This is a genomic window from Sphingopyxis sp. QXT-31 (genome assembly GCF_001984035.1).
GTDB lineage: Bacteria > Pseudomonadota > Alphaproteobacteria > Sphingomonadales > Sphingomonadaceae > Sphingopyxis.
On the sequence record NZ_CP019449.1, the window covers coordinates 2,859,853 to 2,878,248 of the forward strand.

The window sequence follows — 18,396 nt, forward strand, 5'->3', positions numbered from 1 at the left end:
GCGATGCTGTATTCGCATCGCTTCTGTGCGGCGGTCGCGGGGGCACTGGCCCTCGCCACCGCCACGCAGGCGGCCCAGCCCGCCGCCAACCCGCTCGGCGACCGTGCGCCGCTGTCGCCGACCAGCGACCGCCGCGCCCCGCTCCCCGATCCCAAGGCGCCGCCGCTCGCTACCGGCAAGGTCGAGCTCGGCGCGCGGCCCGACGTGACGATCCGCGAGATCCGCTTCGTCGGCGCGGGCGTGCCCGCCAATGTCGCCAAGGCGGCGCAGAAATTCATCGGCAAGCCGGCGTCGGCCGACAATCTGGCGAAGCTCGCCGCCGCGATGACCAGAGCCTATAACCGCTCGAGCGTCGCGCTCTTCACCCTCGCCATCCCCGAACAGAATCTCGCGGGCGGCATCGTCACCATCGCCTCGGCCGAGGGCTATATCGCCGGCGTAACGCTGAGCGGCGAGAACAAGGGCGGCCCCGCACCGCTGATCGCCAAAATGGCCGCGCCGCTGCCCGGCGCCGGGGCGCTGCCGCGGCGCCGCTTCGAGCGCGCGCTCGGCAATATCGGCGATATCCCCGGGGTCACCGTCACTCCCAGCCTGTCGCTCGGCGCCGATCCCGGCGCGGTAGCGCTCGACCTCAAGGTCGACGCGAAACGCCCGACGATCGGCTTCGGCGTCACCACGCGCACCAGCCCCTTCGTCGACGACGGCATCGTCGAGGCCAATGCCAAGGGGTACAGCCTGCTGCGCAGCGGCGACGAGACGCGCATCAACGGCGCCGCGGCGGTGAACCTCAAATCCTTTCTCTACGCCTCGCTCGCGCATTCGACCCCGCTCGGCGCCGGCGGCACGCGCGCCGAAGTCTCGCTCGCCGCGCTGCGCACGCGGCCCAAGGGGCTCGCGGTCGACGGCGATGCGTGGAGCGCGGGCGCCGCAGTCAGCCACCCGGTGGTGCGCGGCAAGCGGCGCAACCTCACCGCGACGGTGCGGCTCGACTGGCTCGATTCGAAGAATGCGCTCTTCGGCTCGACCCTCGCCGCCGAAAAGACCTGGACCGCGAACGCCGCGCTCGCCTTTCGCCTGACCGAGGAGCGCACCAGCCTCGGCGCGCGGCTCGCGCTCGCCAAGGGGCTCGACTTCGCCGGCGCGCGCGTCGATCCCGCGGTCGGCGAGGAGGGCTTCACCGCGCTCGACGCGGGGGTCGAGGCCAATCAGGCGCTCGGCAAGGCGGCGGTGCTCCGCCTCGCCTCGACCGGGCGCTGGACCGGCGACCGCGTCCCCGCGGCGCAGCGTTTCAGCGTCGGCGGCGCGAGCTTCGGCCGCGCCTTCGACGACGGGCTGGTCAACGGCGACCGCGGCGTCGCGAGCTTCGCCGAACTCGCCTGGCGCCCGCTCAAACAAGGCCGCTTCGCGAAGAGCGAAGTCTATGGCTTCGCCGATTATGCCGACGTCACCCTGCTCGCGCGGCCGCTGCAACCGCGCACCGATTTCAGCCTCGGCAGCTGGGGCGGCGGGGTTCGCCTGTCCTACGCCGAGCGCGCGAGCATCGGGGTCGAGGTCGCCGACGCGTGGGACCAGCCGGTGCCCGGCTTCGACCAGGGCTGGCGCGTCGCCCTCAGCTGGACGCTGTCGCTCCGCCCCTGAGGATCAGTGCCGCGCGGCGCGACGGCGCGCGGGCTCGTCGTAAAGTTCGGCCACCGGATATAGCTCGCGTTCCTCGCGCTCGATGCGCATCGCGATCGCGTCGAGCACCGCTTCGGTCTCGGCGCAGAAGCTCGCCCAGTCGTCCGCGACACGCTCGGCCGGCCAGCGCGCGTCATAGGCAATGAACTCGTCGGCGATATGCCCCATCTCGAAGATGAAATCCTGCGCCAGCCGCGCGAGTTCGGTATCGCCGCTGGCTTTCAGCCTGGGATATAGTGCCCAATCCTCGCATTTCAGGTGCCGCACCAGCGTGTCGCGGAACATGCCGCGCACCGAGGCGAGTTCGGTCGCGCGCGGGGGATCGGGCTCGGCGACGAGCGCCATCAGGAAGCGCGACAGCGTGTCGAGCGCCGCATGTTCGGCGCGCAATCGCTGCATTTCCTGCGCCATATGCATAGAGACCGCCGATCGTCGACTGGTCCCTCCTCTCCCCTCCTAAGCCCGCGTCATGAAAAGAGGGTTAATCGGTCCTTGTGGCGGCCCGTCGCCGCCGTCCATCGCCCGATAACGCGAAAGTCGGGTGCGACACGCGAAAATACTTGCGGATATTCTCATCCGGCCATAGGGCGCGCTATTGATAATCCTTCGCAATAATCGCAGGCGAGCGCTTTCCCATGCAACGATCGACCATCCGAACGTGGTTCCTGATCCACAAATGGACGAGCATCGTCTGCACCGCCTTCCTGCTGATGCTGTGCCTTACCGGCCTGCCTCTGATCTTCCACGACGAGATCGACGCGCTGACCGAGGAGACGCCCGCCTATGGCATGCCCGGCGTCGGATCGTCGGGCGAGGCGCCGGGGCTTCGCCCGCTTGACGAGATGCTCGCGAAGGCACTCGCGGCGCGCCCTGGCGAGGTGCCGGTGTTCATGGCGTTCGACAACGACCAGCCGTCGATGACGATCACCACCGCACCGCGGCCGGATTCGCCCGCCAGCGACATGACGATCCAGCTTCTCGACCGCTCGACCGGCGAAAAGACCGGCGCGGTCGACGAGGATGGCGTGATGCACTTCATCCTCCAGCTCCACACCGACATGTTCCTCGGTCTGCCCGGCATGCTCTTCCTGGGGCTGATGGGGCTGTTCTTCGTGATCGCGATCGTCTCGGGCGTCGTGCTCTACGCGCCCTTTATGCGGAAGCTCGATTTCGGCACGCTGCGCACCTCGCGCAGTACGCGCCTCAAATGGCTCGACTATCACAACCTGCTCGGCATCGTTGCGCTCGCGTGGATGACCGTCGTTGGCGCGACCGGGGTGATCAACGCGCTCGCGACCCCGATCTTCCAATATTGGCAGCGTACCGAGCTCGCTGAAATGACCAAGGCCTATGCCGGCGACGACGCAGTCACCCCCGACCGCTACGGCTCGATCGACGCGGCGATGGCCGCCGCCCGCGAATCGATGACCGGCTATAATCCGCAATTCATCGCTTTCCCTGGCGGCGGTTTCAGCAGCCAGCATCATTATGCCATCTTCTTCCAAGGCGGCACGCCGCTCACCGAACGGCTGCTTACTTCGGCGCTTGTCGACGCCGAAACGGGCACCTTCACCGACGCGCGACCGATGCCCTGGTATACGAAGATGCTCGCGCTGTCGCAGCCGCTGCATTTCGGCGATTACGGCGGCCTGCCACTGAAAATCCTGTGGGCAATCCTCACCCTCTTTACGACGATCATACTCGGCTCCGGGCTCTATCTGTGGCTCGGCAAGCGCCGCAGCGGCACCGACGCGCTCGTCCGCGAGGTCGAGAGCGGCGGCACGATCGTGCCCGCCGAATGAATACGCGACGCGGCCTCCGTTCGATCTTCGCGATGCCCTTGCTGCTCGCGCTCGTCAGCATCGCCGGGCTCGTCGTCGCCTTGACCGGCGACGACTGGCGCGACGGCGCGGCCTGGGCCGCGCTCGCCATTCCCATTCTCGCCGTCGGCTGGGCGATGAAGGCCCGCCGCACCTGATCTGTTGAAAGGACCGTCCATGACCAAGTTCCGAACCCGCACCGCTATCGGCCTCGCCGCCGGCACCGCGATGCTCGCGATCGCCGCCCCCGCCATGGCGCAGGACGATTCCGGCAACAGCGACATCCTCGTCACCGCACAGCGCAACAACCAGACCAAGGTCACCGGCGGCGGTAACGTCGGCATCTTCGGCACCAAGCTCGCCGAGGACATCCCGTTCAACATCCGCAGCTATAATGAGGCGCTGATCCTCAACCAGCAGCCCGACTCGCTCGGCGAGGTGCTCGAGAACGACCCGACGATCCGCACCGCGCTGGGCTTCGGCATCGCGGGCGAGGTCTTCGTCATTCGCGGCTTCGACCTCTCGTCGGACGACGTCGGGTTCGACGGCCTCTACGGCATCACCCCGCGCCAGATCGTCGCGCCCGAACTCGTCTCGTCGGTGCAGGTGATCAACGGCGCCAGCGCCTTCCTCAACGGCGCCGCGCCGGGCGGCAGCGGCATCGGCGGCAGCGTCAACATCCTCCCCAAAAAGGCCGAGCGCAACATGGTCCGCGCGACGCTCGGCTATACCTCGGCGTCGCATTTCTCGGGCGCGGTCGACGTCGCGCGCCGCTTCGGCGCCGACAGGCAGTGGGGCCTCCGCCTCAATGCCTCGGCGCGCCGCGGCGACATCGCGATCGACGACGAATTCCACGCGAGCTACGTGCTCGGCGCGGTGCTCGATTACGACAATGGCCCGCTGCGCGCCGCGCTCAGCCTCAACTACCAGCGCTTCAACCAGCGCTATTGGCGCGGTCAGGTCGGCATCGGCGCGGTCGTCCCGCGCGTGCCCGAAGCCGACACCAATTATTCGCAGCCGTGGAGCCAAATCCTGACCAAGGATTATTTCGGCACCTTCAGCCTCGAATATGACCTCTCCGACGCCGCGATGCTCTATGCGAAGGTCGGCGCGCGCGACGGGCGGGAGGATCAGACCACCGCGAGCATCACGGTCAGCAACGCGGTGACCGGCGCCGCCACCGGCGCGGGCTCCTACGTCCCGCGCGAGGACAACAACGAATCCGCCACCTCGGGCATCCGCATCAAGCTCGAAGGCGGCGGGGTCAGCCACGAGATCAACGCCGGCGTCGCGGTCAACTGGCAGCTCAACCGCAACGCCTTCGACTTCGGGGCCGGCTACGCGACCAACCTCTATGATCCGGTCGTCGTGCCCGCGCCGGCGCCCGGCGGCTTCGTGGGCGGCGACCTCGACGATGTCTTCCCCATTGGTCGCAGCCGCCTGTCGAGCGTCTTCGTCTCGAACACGCTCGGCTTCTGGGACGACCGCATCCTGCTCACCGGCGGCCTCCGCCTGCAGGAGATCAAGACGACCTCGTACAGCTATGCCGATGGCTCGCGCACCGGCGGCTACAAGGAATCGGCAGCCACCCCGGTCTTCGGCCTCGTCGTCAAGCCGGTCGAGGGCGTGTCGCTGTACGCCAACCGCATCGAGGGCCTGGTCGCGGGCGCAACCGCGCCGGCCGGCTACGACCATGACAATGATCCGGACACCCTGCCGCTGCCCGTCGTCAACGCCGGCGCGGCGCTGCCACCGGTCAAGTCGAAGCAGTACGAGGTCGGCGGCAAACTGAACTTCGGCGGTTTCAACGCCGGCATCGCGCTGTTCCGCATCGACAAGCCGAACAGCTTCGTCGACCCGGTCACCATCGTCTTCGGCAATTACGGCACCCAGCGGAACAAGGGCGTCGAGGTCACGCTCGACGGCGAACCCGTCGATGGCCTGCGCATCATCAGCGGCCTCACCATCCTCGACGCCAAGCTGCGCCGTACCGCGGGCGGGGTGGACGAAGGCAATGACGTCGTCGGCGTCCCCGAACTGCTCGCCAACGCCAATGTCGAATGGGACCTTCCCTTCCTGCCCCAACTCACGCTCGTCGGCCGCGTCGTCCACACCGGCAAGCAGGCGGTGAACTCCGCGAACACGCTCGAACTGGACAGCTGGACGCGCTTCGACCTCGGCGCGCGTTACGTCGCGCTCCTCGGCGAGACCCCGCTGACGCTGCGCTTCAACGTCGATAATGTCGCCGACAAGCGTTACTGGGCGAGCGCGTACAACGCGTTCAGCGCGTTCGGCGCACGCCTGCTCCAGGGCGGCCCGCGCACCTTCAAGGCCTCGGCGTCGATCGAATTCTGATCAGCGGCGGCTTTTCATCAGGGGCTGGATGCGCGTGCCGAACGCCTCCACCCCCTCGATGAAATCGTCGAAGGTGAGGAGCACGCCGCCGGTGTTCGGCACCTCGGCCATTTCGTCGAGCATCCGCGCAACGCTTTCGTAGCTGCCGATCAGCGTCCCCATATTGATGTTCACCGCCCCCTCGGGCGCGGCGAGCTGGCGGACGTTGGTCGTCGTGTTGTGCTTGTCGGCGGCGCCCTGGTCGATCAGCCACGAGATCGCGGCGACGTCGACCCCGTCGTTATAGCTCTTCCACTTCGCCATCGCCTCTTCGTCGGTCTCGGCGGCGATGATCATCACCAGCACGAACACCGACACGTCGCGCCCGGTCTTCGCGGTCGCTGCGGCGAGCCGTTCGTTGTTGAAGGCGAAGGCGGTCGGGGTGTTGACCCCCTTGCCGAGGCAGAAGGCATAGTCGGCCCACTGCGCCGAGAAGGCGAGCCCCTCGTCCGACGAACCCGCGCAGATGATCTTCATATCGCCCTCGGGCTTGGGCCGGACGAGGCAGTCATCCATCTGATAGTAGGTGCCCTTGAAATCGCTCCGCCCCGTCTCCCACAATTCGCGCAGGATGCGGGCATATTCACCCAGCATCTGGTAGCGGTCGCGGAAATGCTCGTCGCCCGGCCACAACCCCATCTGGCTGTACTCGGGGCGCTGCCAGCCGGTGATCAGATTGAGCCCGAACCGCCCGTGGCTGATGCTGTCGATCGTGTTGCACATGCGCGCGGCAAAGGCCGGGGGGATCACCAGCGTCGGGCAGGTCGCGTAGATCTTGATCTTCTCGGTCACCGCGGCGAGCCCGGCCATCAAGGTAAAGCTTTCCAGCCCATATTCCCAGAATTCGGTCTTCCCCCCGAACCCGCGCAGCTTGATCATCGACAGCAGGAAATCGAGCCCATGCTTCTCGGCGCTCTGCGCGATCGTTTTGTTGAGATCGAAGCTCGGCATATACTGGGGCGCGTTTTCGCTGATCAGCCAGCCATTGTTGTTGATGGGAACGAATACGCCGACTTGCATGGCTTATCTCCTGAGGAAATCGAGGACGACGCGGTTGAAGGTTTCGGGGTCGGTGACGTTGCAGGCATGGCCGCCCCACGGCATCATGGCGAGCTTGGCATTGGGAAGACGCTCGGCCAGCCGCTGCGAACAGAGCGGCGGCACGAGCATGTCGTCGGCGGCTGCGAGAACCAAGGTCGGCGCCTCGATATGCTGGCAGCGATCATCGATGTCCCATCGGCGAAGCGCGCCAATGCGCCGTTCCATCACGTCGACGGCCGGAAAATGATCGACCATATGGACCGCCTCTTCGTTGAGGCGAGCATTGTGACGCGAGCTCCAGTCGGCTGGATAGAGGAAGATCGGCTGTGCGCTGATATAAGCGCCCGGCCCCTCGCTCCGCAACAGCGCCAGCCGGGCATCGAAGCAGCGCGAAAAATGGGGATCGGGCCTCGCCCATCCGTTGATCGCCACCAGCTTCCGCACGCGTTCGGGCCATTCGAGCGCCAGCGACAGTCCGATCATGGCCCCCGCGGCGTGGCCCATGAAATGGGCGCTGACGATACCCAGGCCGTCCATCAGTTCTTTGACGTCGAAGGTCATCCCCTCGTCGCGAGCATGCGTTTGCTGGAGCGCGCGATCGCTCCGTCCGGTACCGCGATGATCGTACAGCAGGATCCGGAAATGTTCGGCCAGCGCGTCGAGGTTCGGCTGCCAGTAGGAGCCCGATCCACCGAGACCGGCGGACAGGATCAGCGGCGGCGCCTTCGCATCGCCATGCCACTCGTAATAAAGGCCCCCCGCTTCCGGCATCAGCCGATATGCGCGACCGAAGCGATCTCGACCAGGCAGTCCGCCTTCACCAGCTCGGCCTTGATGCAATAGCGCGCCGGCTTCGCGCCCGGGAAATATTCGGCATAGACGGCATTAAACGCCGCATAATCGGCGAAATCCTTGAGAAAGATATGGTTCATCGCAACGTCCTCGAGCGTCGCCCCCGCCGCCTCGAGCGTGATCTTGATGACGTCGAGGATATGCCGCGTCTGCGCCGCCGCGTCGCCGACGTGCAGCACCACCCCGCCCTCCCCGAGCGCCAGCACCCCCGAAACATAGACCATATCTCCGGCCTTCGCCCCCGCCGAATAGGGCGCGATCGGGGTCGGGAATTGGGGCGGATTGATCGGTTCGAAGGCCATAGTCAATCCTCTTGCGGCCGCTGGCCGATGCTGCCGCAGAAATCGGCGACATTGCTCACCCAGCCAAAGAATTTCTCGACGTTGTAGACCGTCGCATCGCGCACATAATCGGGGCCGAGGTGGTGCGTCGCATCCTCGATCATCACCGAAAAATATTCGAGGTGGAAGGCATCGCGCAGCGTCGATTCGACGCAGACATTGCTCGCGATGCCGACGAAGACGATCGTGCGGATGCCGCGCGAACGGAGCGTGCTGTCGAGCTGCGAGTTGAAGAAAGCCGAATAGCGCGTCTTGTGTAGACTTATGTCGCCCGGCTGCGGCGCCAGTTCCTCGACCAGCGCATAATCCCAGCCGCCGCGCGCCAGCAATTGCCCCGAAAGTTCGGGCCGCGCGCGCATCGTCTTGAGCGCGTTCGACTTGTGCCAATTGGGTGAGCCCGGCCCACCCGCCTCGACATAATCGGCGTCCCAGCCGTTCTGCAGATAGATCACCGGCATGCCCGCGCCGCGCGCGACCTCCAGCACCTGCGCGATCCGCCCGATGACGCCCGCGGCGCCCGAAATGTCGAAGCCGGCGAGGTCGACGTAACCGCCCTTCGACGCATAGGCATTCTGCATGTCGATCACCACGACCGCGGTGCTCGCCGGATCGACGATTAGCGGCTCGGGGCGCGCGGGCAAGGTCACACCGGGGCGTCCCTTGGGTGCGGTGTCGACCGCCGTCGTCATGCCTGCCTCCCTCGCATCGAGTCCGGCAGCTTCGTCCAAAGCCCGCCCCGATGCAAGCCGTCGTGCTGCGCCGCAGCACGGGAACCGCAGGCGCGCCCGATCATTTGGACTCGCATAACCGCGAAAGGGAAAGCCATGGCCGCACGAGCCTATTGGAAGGGACAGATCCGCCTCGCGCTCGTGTCGATCCCTGTCGAAATCTATCCGGCGACCAAGTCGGGCGCCGCGATCAGCTTCCGCCAGATCCACGAACCGAGCGGCAAGCCGGTCAAATATGAAAAGACCGTGCCCGGCATCGGTGCGATCGACACCGACGATATCGTGAAAGGCTATGAGACCTCGAAGGGCAATTATGTCCTGCTCGACGAAGAGGAGATCGAAGCGGTCAAATTGGAGAGCAAGCGCACGCTCGAACTCGTCCAGTTCGTCGACGCGGGCGAGATCGACATCCTCTATTATGCCAAGCCCTATTATGTCGTCCCCGCCGACGAGCTTGCCGAAGAGGCCTATATCGTGTTGCGCGAGGCCCTCAGCAAATCGAAGAAGGTCGGGCTCGGCCAGCTGTCGGTGCGCGGGCAGGAGCAGCTCGTCGGACTCCGCCCCTGCGGCCGCGGGCTGGTGCTCGAAGTGCTGCGCTACGCCGACGAAGTGAACAAGGCGGCGAACTATTTCCGCGACGTCGGCAACGCAAAACCCGACGCCGACCTTCTCGACCTCGCCGCGACCTTGATCGACAAGAAGTCGGGCAAGTTCGATGCGTCGGAATATCACAACCACTATGTCGATGCGCTCAAGCGCGTGATCGCCAAGAAGGCGAAAGCCAAGGGCAAGCGCGTGCTCGAGGATGTCGAGGAACCCGCGCCCGTGTCGCGCGGCTCGAACGTCATCGACCTGATGGCGGCGCTCAAGGCCTCGGTCGACGGCAAGAAAAAGGCCCCCGCTGCCGAGGAGAAGAAGCCGCCCGCCAAAAAGGCAGCCCCGGCGAAGAAAGCCCCGGCGCGCAAAAGGGCGTGACATGGCGCGCGCCGATCCCCTCGCCCAATATAATGCCAAGCGCGATTTCAAGCTGACCCCCGAGCCCGCGGGCAAGGTCGCGAAGGGAGTCGGCAACCGCTTCATCGTCCAGAAGCACGACGCGACGCGGCTCCACTATGATTTCCGGCTCGAGGTCGACGGGGTGCTCAAGAGCTGGGCGGTGACCAAGGGTCCGAGCGCCGACCCCGCCGACAAGCGCCTCGCGGTGCGCACCGAAGACCATCCGATGAGCTACGCCGATTTCGAAGGCGTGATCCCCAAGGGCGAATATGGCGGCGGCAGCGTAATGCTGTGGGACTGCGGCACATGGGCCCCGATCGAGGGCAAGAGCGCGAAGGACATCGAAAAGGGCCACCTCCACTTCACCTTGGACGGCGAACGCATGAAGGGCGAATGGCTGCTCGTCCGTATGAAGCCGCGCCCCGGCGAGAAGCGCGAGAACTGGCTGCTGCGCAAGGTGAACGACGCTTATGCGGGCGGCAGCGACGATCTCGTCGGGCGCCAGCTCACCAGCGTCCTCACCGGCCGCACCATGGCCGAGATCGCGGGCGACGAGGGCGGCGAACAGTCGCTGAAGGGTGCCAAGGGCCAAGCCTTCGCCAAAAAGATGCAGGCCGCCGCCGCGCACAACCGCAAGGTCGCGAAGGCCAAACCCAAAGGCAAACCCCCGAAGTTCCGCCCGCTCCAGCTCGCAACGCTCGTTGACGCCGTACCCACCGGCAACGGCTGGTTCCACGAGATCAAGTACGACGGCTATCGCGCCGAAATCGCCGCAGCGGGCGACGAGGTGCGCGTCTACACGAGGAACGGCCTCGACTGGACCGACAAATTCTTGCCCCTCGTCCGCCATATCGCCGCACTGGGCCTGCCGCCCTGCCTGATCGACGGCGAGATCGTCGCCTATGGCAAGGACGGCAATCCCGACTTCTCCTCGCTGCAAGCCGTGCTCAAGCGCGGCCACGGCGCGCAGGACGAGGGCACCGCCCTCCACTTCTTCGCCTTCGACCTCCTCGAAGAAAGCGGCAAGAGCCTTGCCAAACTCGGCAATCTCGAGCGCAAGGAACGCCTCGAAGCGCTGCTCCGCGACGCTCAGCCCCCCGTCGCGGTCGCCGACCATGTCATCGGCGCGGGCGAGAAACTCTACGCCGCGATGTGCGGCGCCGCGCAGGAGGGCATCATCTCGAAACGCGCTGACGCGCCTTACCTTGGCCGCCGCAGCAAGAGCTGGGTCAAGGTCAAATGCACCCGCCGTCAGGAGTTTGTGATCGTCGGCTGGAACCCCTCCGCAGCGAAGGCGCGCCCTTTCGCCTCGCTCCTCCTCGCCCAGCATGAGGGCGGCACCCTCGTCTACAAAGGCAATGTCGGCACCGGCTTCGACGCCGCGACCATGGCCGAGCTCGCGAAAAAATTCGCACGGCTCGAACGCAAGACCGCGCCGTTGGAGGTCGACGCCGCGACCGCGCGCAAGGTCCATTGGCTCAAACCCGATCTCGTCGCCGAAATCGCCTTCGCCGAATTCACCGCGAGCGGATCGGTGCGCCACGCGAGTTTCCTCGGCTTGCGCAGCGACAAGGAGGCCAAGGACGTGACCCCCGAAAAGCGGCAACCCGCCCCCGCACCCGAAAGCGACGTGACGATCAGCAGCCGCGACCGCATCATCTTCCCCGAAGCCAAGGCGACCAAGGGCGACCTCGCCGATTATTATGAAGCCGTCGCCCCGCTGATGCTCCCCCACGCCGCGCGCCGCCCGATCAGCCTCGTCCGCTGCCCGCAGGGCCGCGGCAAGAAATGCTTCTTCCAGAAGCACGACAGCGGCTCGTTCGGCGACCATGTTCACCATGTCCCGATCCGCGAGAAGGACGGCGGGCACGAGGATTATCTCTATGTCGACGACGCCGACGGCCTGCTCGCCTGCGTCCAGATGGGGACGATCGAATTCCACGGCTGGGGCAGCCACGTCGGCGCGCTTGAAAAGCCCGACCGCATGGTCTTCGACCTCGATCCCGACGAGGGCCTCCCCTTTGCCGACGTGAAGAAGGCCGCGACCGACATCCGCCGCCAGCTCGCCGACATCGGCCTCACCAGCTTCGCGATGCTATCGGGCGGCAAGGGCGTGCATGTCGTCGTCCCGCTCGATCCGGGACACAGCTGGGACGCGCACAAGGATTTCTCGAAGCGTTTCGCCGAGGCGCTCAGCATGGCCGAACCCGACCGCTTCATCGCGACGATGAGCAAGGCCAAGCGCAAGGGCAAGATCTTCATCGATTATCTGCGCAACCAGCGCGGCAGCACCGCGATCCTCCCCTATTCGGCCCGCGCCCGCGAAGGCGCGCCCGTCGCGGTCCCGATCGGCTGGGACGCCCTCGCCGAGGTCGACAAGGCGGGGGCGTGGACGATCAGGGACGCGGACGAACTGCTCGAGCGCGCCGCGGGAGCGGACCTAAAAGGCTGGGGCTTCGTCAGCCAGAGACTTCCCGATTTCTGATCCGGGTCGCCGCTTAGGCGTCGCGCCACGCCCCCAGCCCCAAATCGCCGATCTCCCACCGCCCTATGCGCCAGCGCACCAGCCGCAGCGTCGGAAACCCGACCGCGGCGGTCATGCGGCGGACCTGGCGGTTGCGGCCTTCGGTGATGGTGAGTTCGAGCCAGTTGTCGGGGACGCTCTTGCGGGTGCGCACCGGGGGGTCGCGCTCCCAGAGTGTTGGCGGGTCGATACGGCGGACCGCCGCGGGGCGGGTTGGGCCGTCGTTCAGGGTGACGCCGCGGCGCAGCGCTTCGAGCGCGGCTTCATCGGGTTCGCCCTCGACCTGCGCGAGATAGGTCTTGGGCGTCTTGTGCCTGGGCGACGAAATGCGCGCCTGCAACGCGCCGTCGTCGGTCAGGATCAGTAGCCCTTCGCTGTCGCGGTCCAGCCGGCCGGCGGGGTAGACGCCGGGCACGTCGATATAGTCGGATAGCGTCGCGCGCGCGCCGCCGCTACCCGCGGGCGTGCCGCGGTCGGTGAATTGCGACAGCACGCCCCAAGGCTTGTTGAACAGGATCAAGCGGGCCAACGCGTCCTCCTCCGCGACCGAAAACCTACCCTAACCGCTTGCGTCGAGCGAAGTCGAGACACGCACGGGAGCGCACGCCTTCGCGTGTCTCGACTTCGCTCGACACGAACGAAAAAAAGAGGCGCGAACGGGAAGAGGCGTGCCCAAAGCAAAACCGGCGGCCGTTGTCGGGCCGCCGGTTGCGTAGCTTACGCCATTTCCTTCTTGCGCGACGCCTTCTTGCGCTCGTGCGGGTCGAGCAGCGCCTTGCGGATGCGGATGTTCTTCGGGGTCACCTCGACCATCTCGTCATCGTCGATATAGGCGATCGCCTGTTCGAGCGTCATGCGCTTCGGCGGGGTCAGGCGGATCGCGTCGTCCTTGCCGGTCGAACGGAAGTTCGTGAGCTGCTTCGACTTCATCGGGTTGACCTCGAGGTCGTCGGGCTTGGCATTCTCGCCGATGATCATGCCCTCGTAGAGCGCCTCGCCCGGCGAGACGAAGAGGATGCCGCGGTCTTCCAAGGGGCCGAGCGCATAGGCGACGGCTTCGCCATTGCCGTTCGAGATGAGGACGCCGTTCTGGCGGCCCGCGATCACGCCCTTGTACGGGCCGTATTTCTCGAACAACCGGTTCATGATGCCGGTGCCGCGCGTGTCCGACAGGAATTCGCCATGATAGCCGATCAGGCCGCGCGAGGGACCCGAGAAAGTGATGCGCGTCTTGCCGCCGCCCGACGGGCGCATGTCGGTGAGGTCGGCTTTGCGGACCTGCATCTTCTCGACGACCGTGCCGCTATGCTCGTCGTCGACGTCGATGACGACGGTTTCATAAGGTTCGGTGCGCTTGCCGGCCTCGTCCTCACCATAGAGCACGCGCGGGCGGCTGATGCCGAGTTCGAAGCCTTCGCGGCGCATCGTCTCGATCAACACACCGAGCTGGAGCTCGCCGCGGCCGGCGACTTCGAAGCTGTCCTTGTCGGCGCTTTCGGTGATGCGGATCGCGACATTGGTCTCGGCTTCGCGCAGCAGGCGGTCGCGGATCATGCGGCTCGTGACCTTGCTGCCCTCGCGGCCCGCCATCGGGCTGTCGTTCACGGCAAAGCGCATCGACAGCGTCGGCGGATCGATCGGCTGCGCGGCGATCGGCTCGCTCACGCTGGTGTCGGCGATGGTGTTCGCGACGGTCGCGTTGGTCAGGCCCGCGATTGCGACGATGTCGCCCGCCTTGGCCTCTTCGACGGGGACGCGGTCGAGCCCGCGAAAGGCGAGCAGCTTCGACGCGCGGCCGGTCTCGATCACCTTGCCGTCCATGTCGATCGCGTGGATCGGCTGGTTGACCTTGACCGTGCCCGACTGGACGCGGCCGGTCAGGATGCGGCCGATGAAATTGTCGCGGTCGAGCAGCGTGGCCAGGAAGGTAAAGGGCGCGTCCTCGGGCAGGCCCGGCTCGGGGACGTGCGACACGATCGTCTTGAACAGCGGTTCGAGCGTGCCTTCACGCGCGTCGGGGCTTTCCGAGGCGTAGCCGCCGCGGCCCGAGGCGTAGAGGATCGGGAAGTCGAGCTGCTCGTCATTGGCCTCGAGCGTCAGGAAGAGTTCGAATACCTCGTCAAGCACTTCGGCGGCGCGCGCGTCGCTTCGGTCGATCTTGTTGACGACGACGATCGGCTTGAGCCCGAGCGCGAGCGCCTTGCCGGTGACGAACTTGGTCTGCGGCATCGGGCCTTCGGCGGCGTCGACGAGCAGGATGACGCCGTCGACCATGCTGAGGATGCGCTCGACCTCGCCGCCGAAGTCGGCGTGGCCCGGCGTGTCGACGATGTTGATGCGCGTCAGGTCGGCGCCTTCGCCCCATTCAACCGAGGTGCACTTCGCGAGGATGGTGATCCCGCGTTCTTTCTCGAGGTCGTTCGAATCCATCGCGCGTTCTTCGACGCGCTGGTTGTCGCGGAAGGTGCCCGACTGGCGGAAAAGCTGGTCGACGAGGGTGGTCTTGCCATGATCGACGTGCGCGATGATGGCGATGTTGCGCAGAGACATGCGAAAAAGGGCCTTGATGGGAGGGGGCGGCACATTGCGCCGCAATCGGGCGCGCCCGTAGCAGAAGGGGTGTTGCGGCGCAACAAGATAGCCGGGTTGAAGGCGTCGGGCGATTCTCCCCGGCCGCCGCGGGATGGGTCGGAAGCCGGATTTGTTTCGCGCGAAGACGCGAAGGCGCGAAGGTGGAGGCGCGTGATCGCGATGGCGGTTTGGGGTGGATTCGAGACCATCCTCACTTTCTGCTCGTGTCGAGCGAAGTCGAGACACCCTGAGGGAGCGCGTGCCTTCGCATGTCTCGACTTCGCTCGACACGAACGGGATTTATGGAGCGGTTCGCCCATAAATGCCGCCGCTCCGGGAAGGATCGGTGAGGGCCGCTTCCTACCCCAAGGCCGACGGCCACGCGATGAAGTTTCAATAATTATTGAAACTTCAGAAACTCTCCGCTATACGAGTCGGCGTGGAACCATCCCCCACCCCCGACTCTCCATCGCCGCCGTTCCGGCTCTCCCCGCTCGCGCAGGCGTTTGTCCTGCATTTCGGCGAGATGGGGAGTCGCTGGGGGATCAACCGCACCGTCGGGCAGATCTATGCGATGCTGTTCCTCGCCGACGCACCGCGCCACGCCGAACAGATCGCCGAGGCGCTGAGCCTGTCGCGCGGCAGCGTGTCGATGGGGCTGAAGGAACTCGCGAGCTGGAACCTCGTCCAGCTGAAGCATCTGCCCGGCGACCGGCGCGACTATTATGCGACCCCGCGCGACGTGTGGGCGATCTTCCGCACGCTCGTCGAAGAACGCAAGAAGCGCGAGATCGACCCGACGTTGACGACGCTCCGCACTTTGCTGATGGAGCCCGCGACCGACCCCGGCGACCGCTTCGCGCAGGAGCGCATCGCGGCGATGCACGAGCAGATCGAGCTGCTCACCGACTGGTATGCCGAGATGGAGCGGCTCGACACCGAACGGCTGCTCCAGCTTTTGCGGCTGGGCGAACGGGTGGTAAAAGCCCTCGAGTTCAAGGACCGCATGCTCGGCCGCGGGAAAGGCCGGACGGAGGAACCGGACGATGGACAATCTTGATCCGCTGATCCTCGCGCGCATCCAGTTCGCCGCGAACATCAGCTTCCACATCCTCTTTCCGACGGTCACGATCGCCTTGGGCTGGGCGCTGCTCGGCTTCAAGCTCGCGTATAACCGGACGAAAGACGCAGCCTGGATGGACGCCTATCGCCTGTGGGTGAAGGTCTTCGCGCTGAGCTTCGCGATGGGCGTGGTGTCAGGGATCACGATGAGCTTCCAGTTCGGCACCAACTGGCCGGGCTATATGGAAAAGGTCGGCAATGTCGCGGGGCCCTTGCTCGCTTACGAGGTGCTCACCGCCTTCTTCCTCGAGGCGGTGTTCCTGGGGATCATGCTCTTCGGGTTCAGCCGAGTGCCTAACTGGGTGCACACGCTCGCGACCTGCCTGGTCGCGGGGGGGACGACCTTGTCGGCCTTCTGGATCATCGTGCTCAACAGCTGGATGCAGACCCCGACGGGGTACGAGATTCGCGACGGCGTGGTGCATGCGACCGACTGGTGGGCGATCGTCTTCAACCCGTCGATGCCGTATCGCCTCACGCATATGCTGCTCGCTTCGGCGCTGACCGTCGCCTTCCTGATCGCGGGCATGTCGGCTTATCGCTGGCTGAAGGATGGCGGCGGCGAGGGCGTAAGGCGCACGCTGAAAGCCGCGGTGTACGCGGCCGCGCTGCTGATCCCGGTGCAGATTTTCGTCGGCGACCAGCATGGGCTCAACACGCTCGAGCACCAGCCGGCCAAAATCGCGGCGATGGAGGCCAATTGGGAGACGCGCGCGAACGTCCCGCTGGTGCTGTTCGCGATCCCCGACAGCGCGGCGCGGACCAACCATGCCGAAATCGCGATCCCTTCGGGCGCCAGCCTGATCCTGAAACATCGTGCCGACGGCGTGGTGCCGGGGCTCGACGATTATGAGGGCAATCACCCGCCGGTCGGGCCGCTGTTCTGGGGATTCCGGATCATGGTCGGCATCGGGGTGCTGATGCTCGCGGTGTCCTGGTATTCGGCATGGCACATCCGCCGCCGCGGGGTCGATGCGCTGCCGCGCTGGCTGGCGCGGGTGCTCGTCGCGATGACCTTCGCGGGCTGGCTCGCGACGCTCGCGGGCTGGTATGTGACCGAGATCGGGCGCCAGCCTTGGCTCGTCACCGGCGTGCTCAAGACCGCCGACGCGGTCGGGCCGGTCGGATCGACGATGGTCGCGGGGTCGCTGACGCTCTATCTCGCGGTCTATGTCGTACTGCTGACCGCCTATATCGCGGTGCTCTACCGGCTCGCGCGGCTGGGCAAGGCGGCGCCCGACGACAAGGCGATGTTCCCGATCCCCGGCGCCGCGCCCGGCCCCGCCGCGCCGCTCGAAGAGGGGGTGAAGCCGTGACCCCCTTCATCGATCCCTGGTGGCTGCCCGTGATCTTCGCGGGGCTGATGGGGCTGTCGATCCTGCTCTATGTCATCCTCGACGGCTACGACCTCGGCGTCGGCATGCTGACGCGGTTCGAAAAGGACGAGAACCGCGACCTGATGGTCGCTTCGATCGGGCCCTTCTGGGACGCCAACGAGACCTGGCTGGTGCTCGGCATCGGGCTGTTGCTCGTCGCCTTCCCGGTCGCGCACGGGCTGATCCTGACCCAGCTCTATCTGCCCGTCGCGCTGATGCTGGTAGCGCTGATCCTGCGCGGGGTGAGCTTCGAATTCCGCGCCAAGGCGCCGCCCGAGCAGAAGCATCGCTGGGACGCCGCCTTTTTCTATGGTTCGCTGATCACCGCGCTCTGCCAGGGCTATATGCTCGGCGCCTATGTGCTGGGGTTCGACCAGAGCCTTACCTCGGTGCTGTTCTGCCTGCTCGCGGCGCTCGGCCTCGTCGCGGGCTATCTGTTCGTCGGCGCCTGCTGGCTGGTCTACAAGGTCGAGGGCGAATTGCAGAAGCGCGCGGTGCGCTGGGCCGAATGGACCTTGTGGGCGACCGCACTGGCGATGGCGATCATCTCGGTCGCGACGCCCTTGCTGTCGGAGCGCATCTTCGCGCGCTGGTTCCGCCTGCCCGAGATCATCGCGCTGCTGCCGATCCCGATCGCCTCGGCGACGCTCTTCGTCGGGCTCGCCATCTTCCTGCGCCGGCCGCTGCGCGAGAAAGACGCGCTGTCGTGGGTGCCGCTGGCGACCGCGGGCATATTGTTCGCGCTGGGGTTCGTGGGGATCGCGTACAGCTTCTACCCCTATCTGATCGCCGACCGGCTCGACATCTGGCAGGCGGCGGCCAGTCCCGAATCGCTGAGCATCATCCTGATCGGCGCGCTGTTCGTGCTGCCGGTGATCCTGGGCTACTCGGTGTTGGCGCACTGGATTTTCCGCGGGAAAGCGACGCACCTCAGCTACGAGTGAGGCGCATTCG

16 protein-coding genes are annotated in these 18,396 nt (G+C 66.2%); 9 read left to right on the top strand and 7 right to left on the bottom strand.

Translation table 11 applies throughout. The annotated features are described in order from the left end of the window. The first annotated feature begins 3 nt into the window (after window positions 1–3). Window positions 4–1,638 carry a ShlB/FhaC/HecB family hemolysin secretion/activation protein gene (locus BWQ93_RS13740; RefSeq protein ID WP_077031040.1) on the top strand — a complete coding sequence of 545 codons (1,635 nt, stop codon included), beginning with the start codon at window positions 4–6 and terminating at the stop codon, window positions 1,636–1,638. Between the two features lie 3 nt (window positions 1,639–1,641). On the opposite strand, the gene BWQ93_RS13745 is transcribed toward BWQ93_RS13740, so the two are convergent. Then, complete coding sequence (locus BWQ93_RS13745; protein ID WP_198040390.1) at window positions 1,642–2,076, bottom strand: hemerythrin domain-containing protein; 435 nt, start codon at window positions 2,074–2,076, stop codon at window positions 1,642–1,644. Window positions 2,077–2,312: 236 nt separating this feature from the next. Here BWQ93_RS13745 and BWQ93_RS13750 point away from each other — a divergent pair, with 236 nt between their 5' ends. The 3 genes from BWQ93_RS13750 to BWQ93_RS13760 are packed head-to-tail and all read left to right on the top strand — an operon-like array spanning window position 2,313 to window position 5,852. After that, the gene (locus tag BWQ93_RS13750) at window positions 2,313–3,479 is read left to right on the top strand and encodes a PepSY-associated TM helix domain-containing protein (RefSeq protein ID WP_077031041.1); all 1,167 of its coding nucleotides are present in this window, start codon (window positions 2,313–2,315) and stop codon (window positions 3,477–3,479) included. Next, on the top strand, window positions 3,476–3,655 hold the full coding sequence (locus BWQ93_RS13755; protein WP_077031042.1) for a hypothetical protein: 180 nt from the start codon (window positions 3,476–3,478) through the stop codon (window positions 3,653–3,655). The genes BWQ93_RS13750 and BWQ93_RS13755 overlap by 4 nt, the downstream gene beginning before the upstream one ends. Before the next feature lie 19 nt (window positions 3,656–3,674). Further along, a complete protein-coding gene (locus BWQ93_RS13760; RefSeq protein ID WP_077031043.1) occupies window positions 3,675–5,852 on the top strand; it encodes a TonB-dependent receptor in 2,178 nt (725 codons plus the stop codon). Here the strand turns inward: BWQ93_RS13760 and rutA are convergent, their stop codons facing one another. The 4 genes from rutA to rutB are packed head-to-tail and all read right to left on the bottom strand — an operon-like array spanning window position 5,853 to window position 8,814. Next, window positions 5,853–6,911 (bottom strand): pyrimidine utilization protein A, encoded by a 1,059-nt coding sequence (gene rutA, locus BWQ93_RS13765; protein ID WP_077031044.1) that lies wholly within the window; start codon window positions 6,909–6,911, stop codon window positions 5,853–5,855. A gap of 3 nt (window positions 6,912–6,914) precedes the next feature. Beyond that, complete coding sequence (gene rutD, locus BWQ93_RS13770) at window positions 6,915–7,703, bottom strand: pyrimidine utilization protein D (RefSeq protein ID WP_077031045.1); 789 nt, start codon at window positions 7,701–7,703, stop codon at window positions 6,915–6,917. Further along, window positions 7,703–8,086 (bottom strand): pyrimidine utilization protein C, encoded by a 384-nt coding sequence (rutC, locus tag BWQ93_RS13775; RefSeq protein WP_077031046.1) that lies wholly within the window; start codon window positions 8,084–8,086, stop codon window positions 7,703–7,705. The genes rutD and rutC overlap by 1 nt, the downstream gene beginning before the upstream one ends. 2 nt (window positions 8,087–8,088) lie before the next feature. After that, a complete protein-coding gene (gene rutB / locus BWQ93_RS13780) occupies window positions 8,089–8,814 on the bottom strand; it encodes a pyrimidine utilization protein B (protein WP_077031047.1) in 726 nt (241 codons plus the stop codon). Between the two features lie 135 nt (window positions 8,815–8,949). Here rutB and ku point away from each other — a divergent pair, with 135 nt between their 5' ends. Together ku and ligD are read left to right on the top strand one after the other, a co-directional pair. Next, on the top strand, window positions 8,950–9,828 hold the full coding sequence (gene ku / locus BWQ93_RS13785) for a non-homologous end joining protein Ku (protein WP_077031048.1): 879 nt from the start codon (window positions 8,950–8,952) through the stop codon (window positions 9,826–9,828). 1 nt (window position 9,829) lies between these two features. Further along, window positions 9,830–12,334, top strand: a complete 2,505-nt coding sequence (ligD, locus tag BWQ93_RS13790) for a DNA ligase D (RefSeq protein WP_077031049.1) — start codon at window positions 9,830–9,832, stop codon at window positions 12,332–12,334. 13 nt (window positions 12,335–12,347) lie between these two features. Here ligD and BWQ93_RS13795 read toward each other — a convergent pair whose 3' ends face one another. Together BWQ93_RS13795 and typA are read right to left on the bottom strand one after the other, a co-directional pair. After that, window positions 12,348–12,902 (bottom strand): pseudouridine synthase, encoded by a 555-nt coding sequence (locus BWQ93_RS13795; protein WP_077031050.1) that lies wholly within the window; start codon window positions 12,900–12,902, stop codon window positions 12,348–12,350. Window positions 12,903–13,090: 188 nt separating this feature from the next. Next, a complete protein-coding gene (gene typA / locus BWQ93_RS13800; protein ID WP_077031051.1) occupies window positions 13,091–14,923 on the bottom strand; it encodes a translational GTPase TypA in 1,833 nt (610 codons plus the stop codon). Window positions 14,924–15,383: 460 nt separating this feature from the next. On the opposite strand from typA, the gene BWQ93_RS13805 reads away from it, so the two are divergent. Genes BWQ93_RS13805 through BWQ93_RS13815 form a run of 3 tightly spaced genes read left to right on the top strand, consistent with a single transcriptional unit; the run spans window position 15,384 to window position 18,386 of the window. Beyond that, window positions 15,384–16,004, top strand: coding sequence for a GbsR/MarR family transcriptional regulator (locus tag BWQ93_RS13805; RefSeq protein WP_232314611.1), 621 nt, complete (start codon window positions 15,384–15,386; stop codon window positions 16,002–16,004). Next, the gene (locus BWQ93_RS13810) at window positions 15,991–17,382 is read left to right on the top strand and encodes a cytochrome ubiquinol oxidase subunit I (protein ID WP_077031053.1); all 1,392 of its coding nucleotides are present in this window, start codon (window positions 15,991–15,993) and stop codon (window positions 17,380–17,382) included. The genes BWQ93_RS13805 and BWQ93_RS13810 overlap by 14 nt, the downstream gene beginning before the upstream one ends. Further along, complete coding sequence (locus tag BWQ93_RS13815) at window positions 17,379–18,386, top strand: cytochrome d ubiquinol oxidase subunit II (protein WP_077031054.1); 1,008 nt, start codon at window positions 17,379–17,381, stop codon at window positions 18,384–18,386. Before BWQ93_RS13810 ends, BWQ93_RS13815 begins: the two co-directional genes overlap by 4 nt. The last annotated feature ends 10 nt before the right edge of the window (window positions 18,387–18,396 follow it).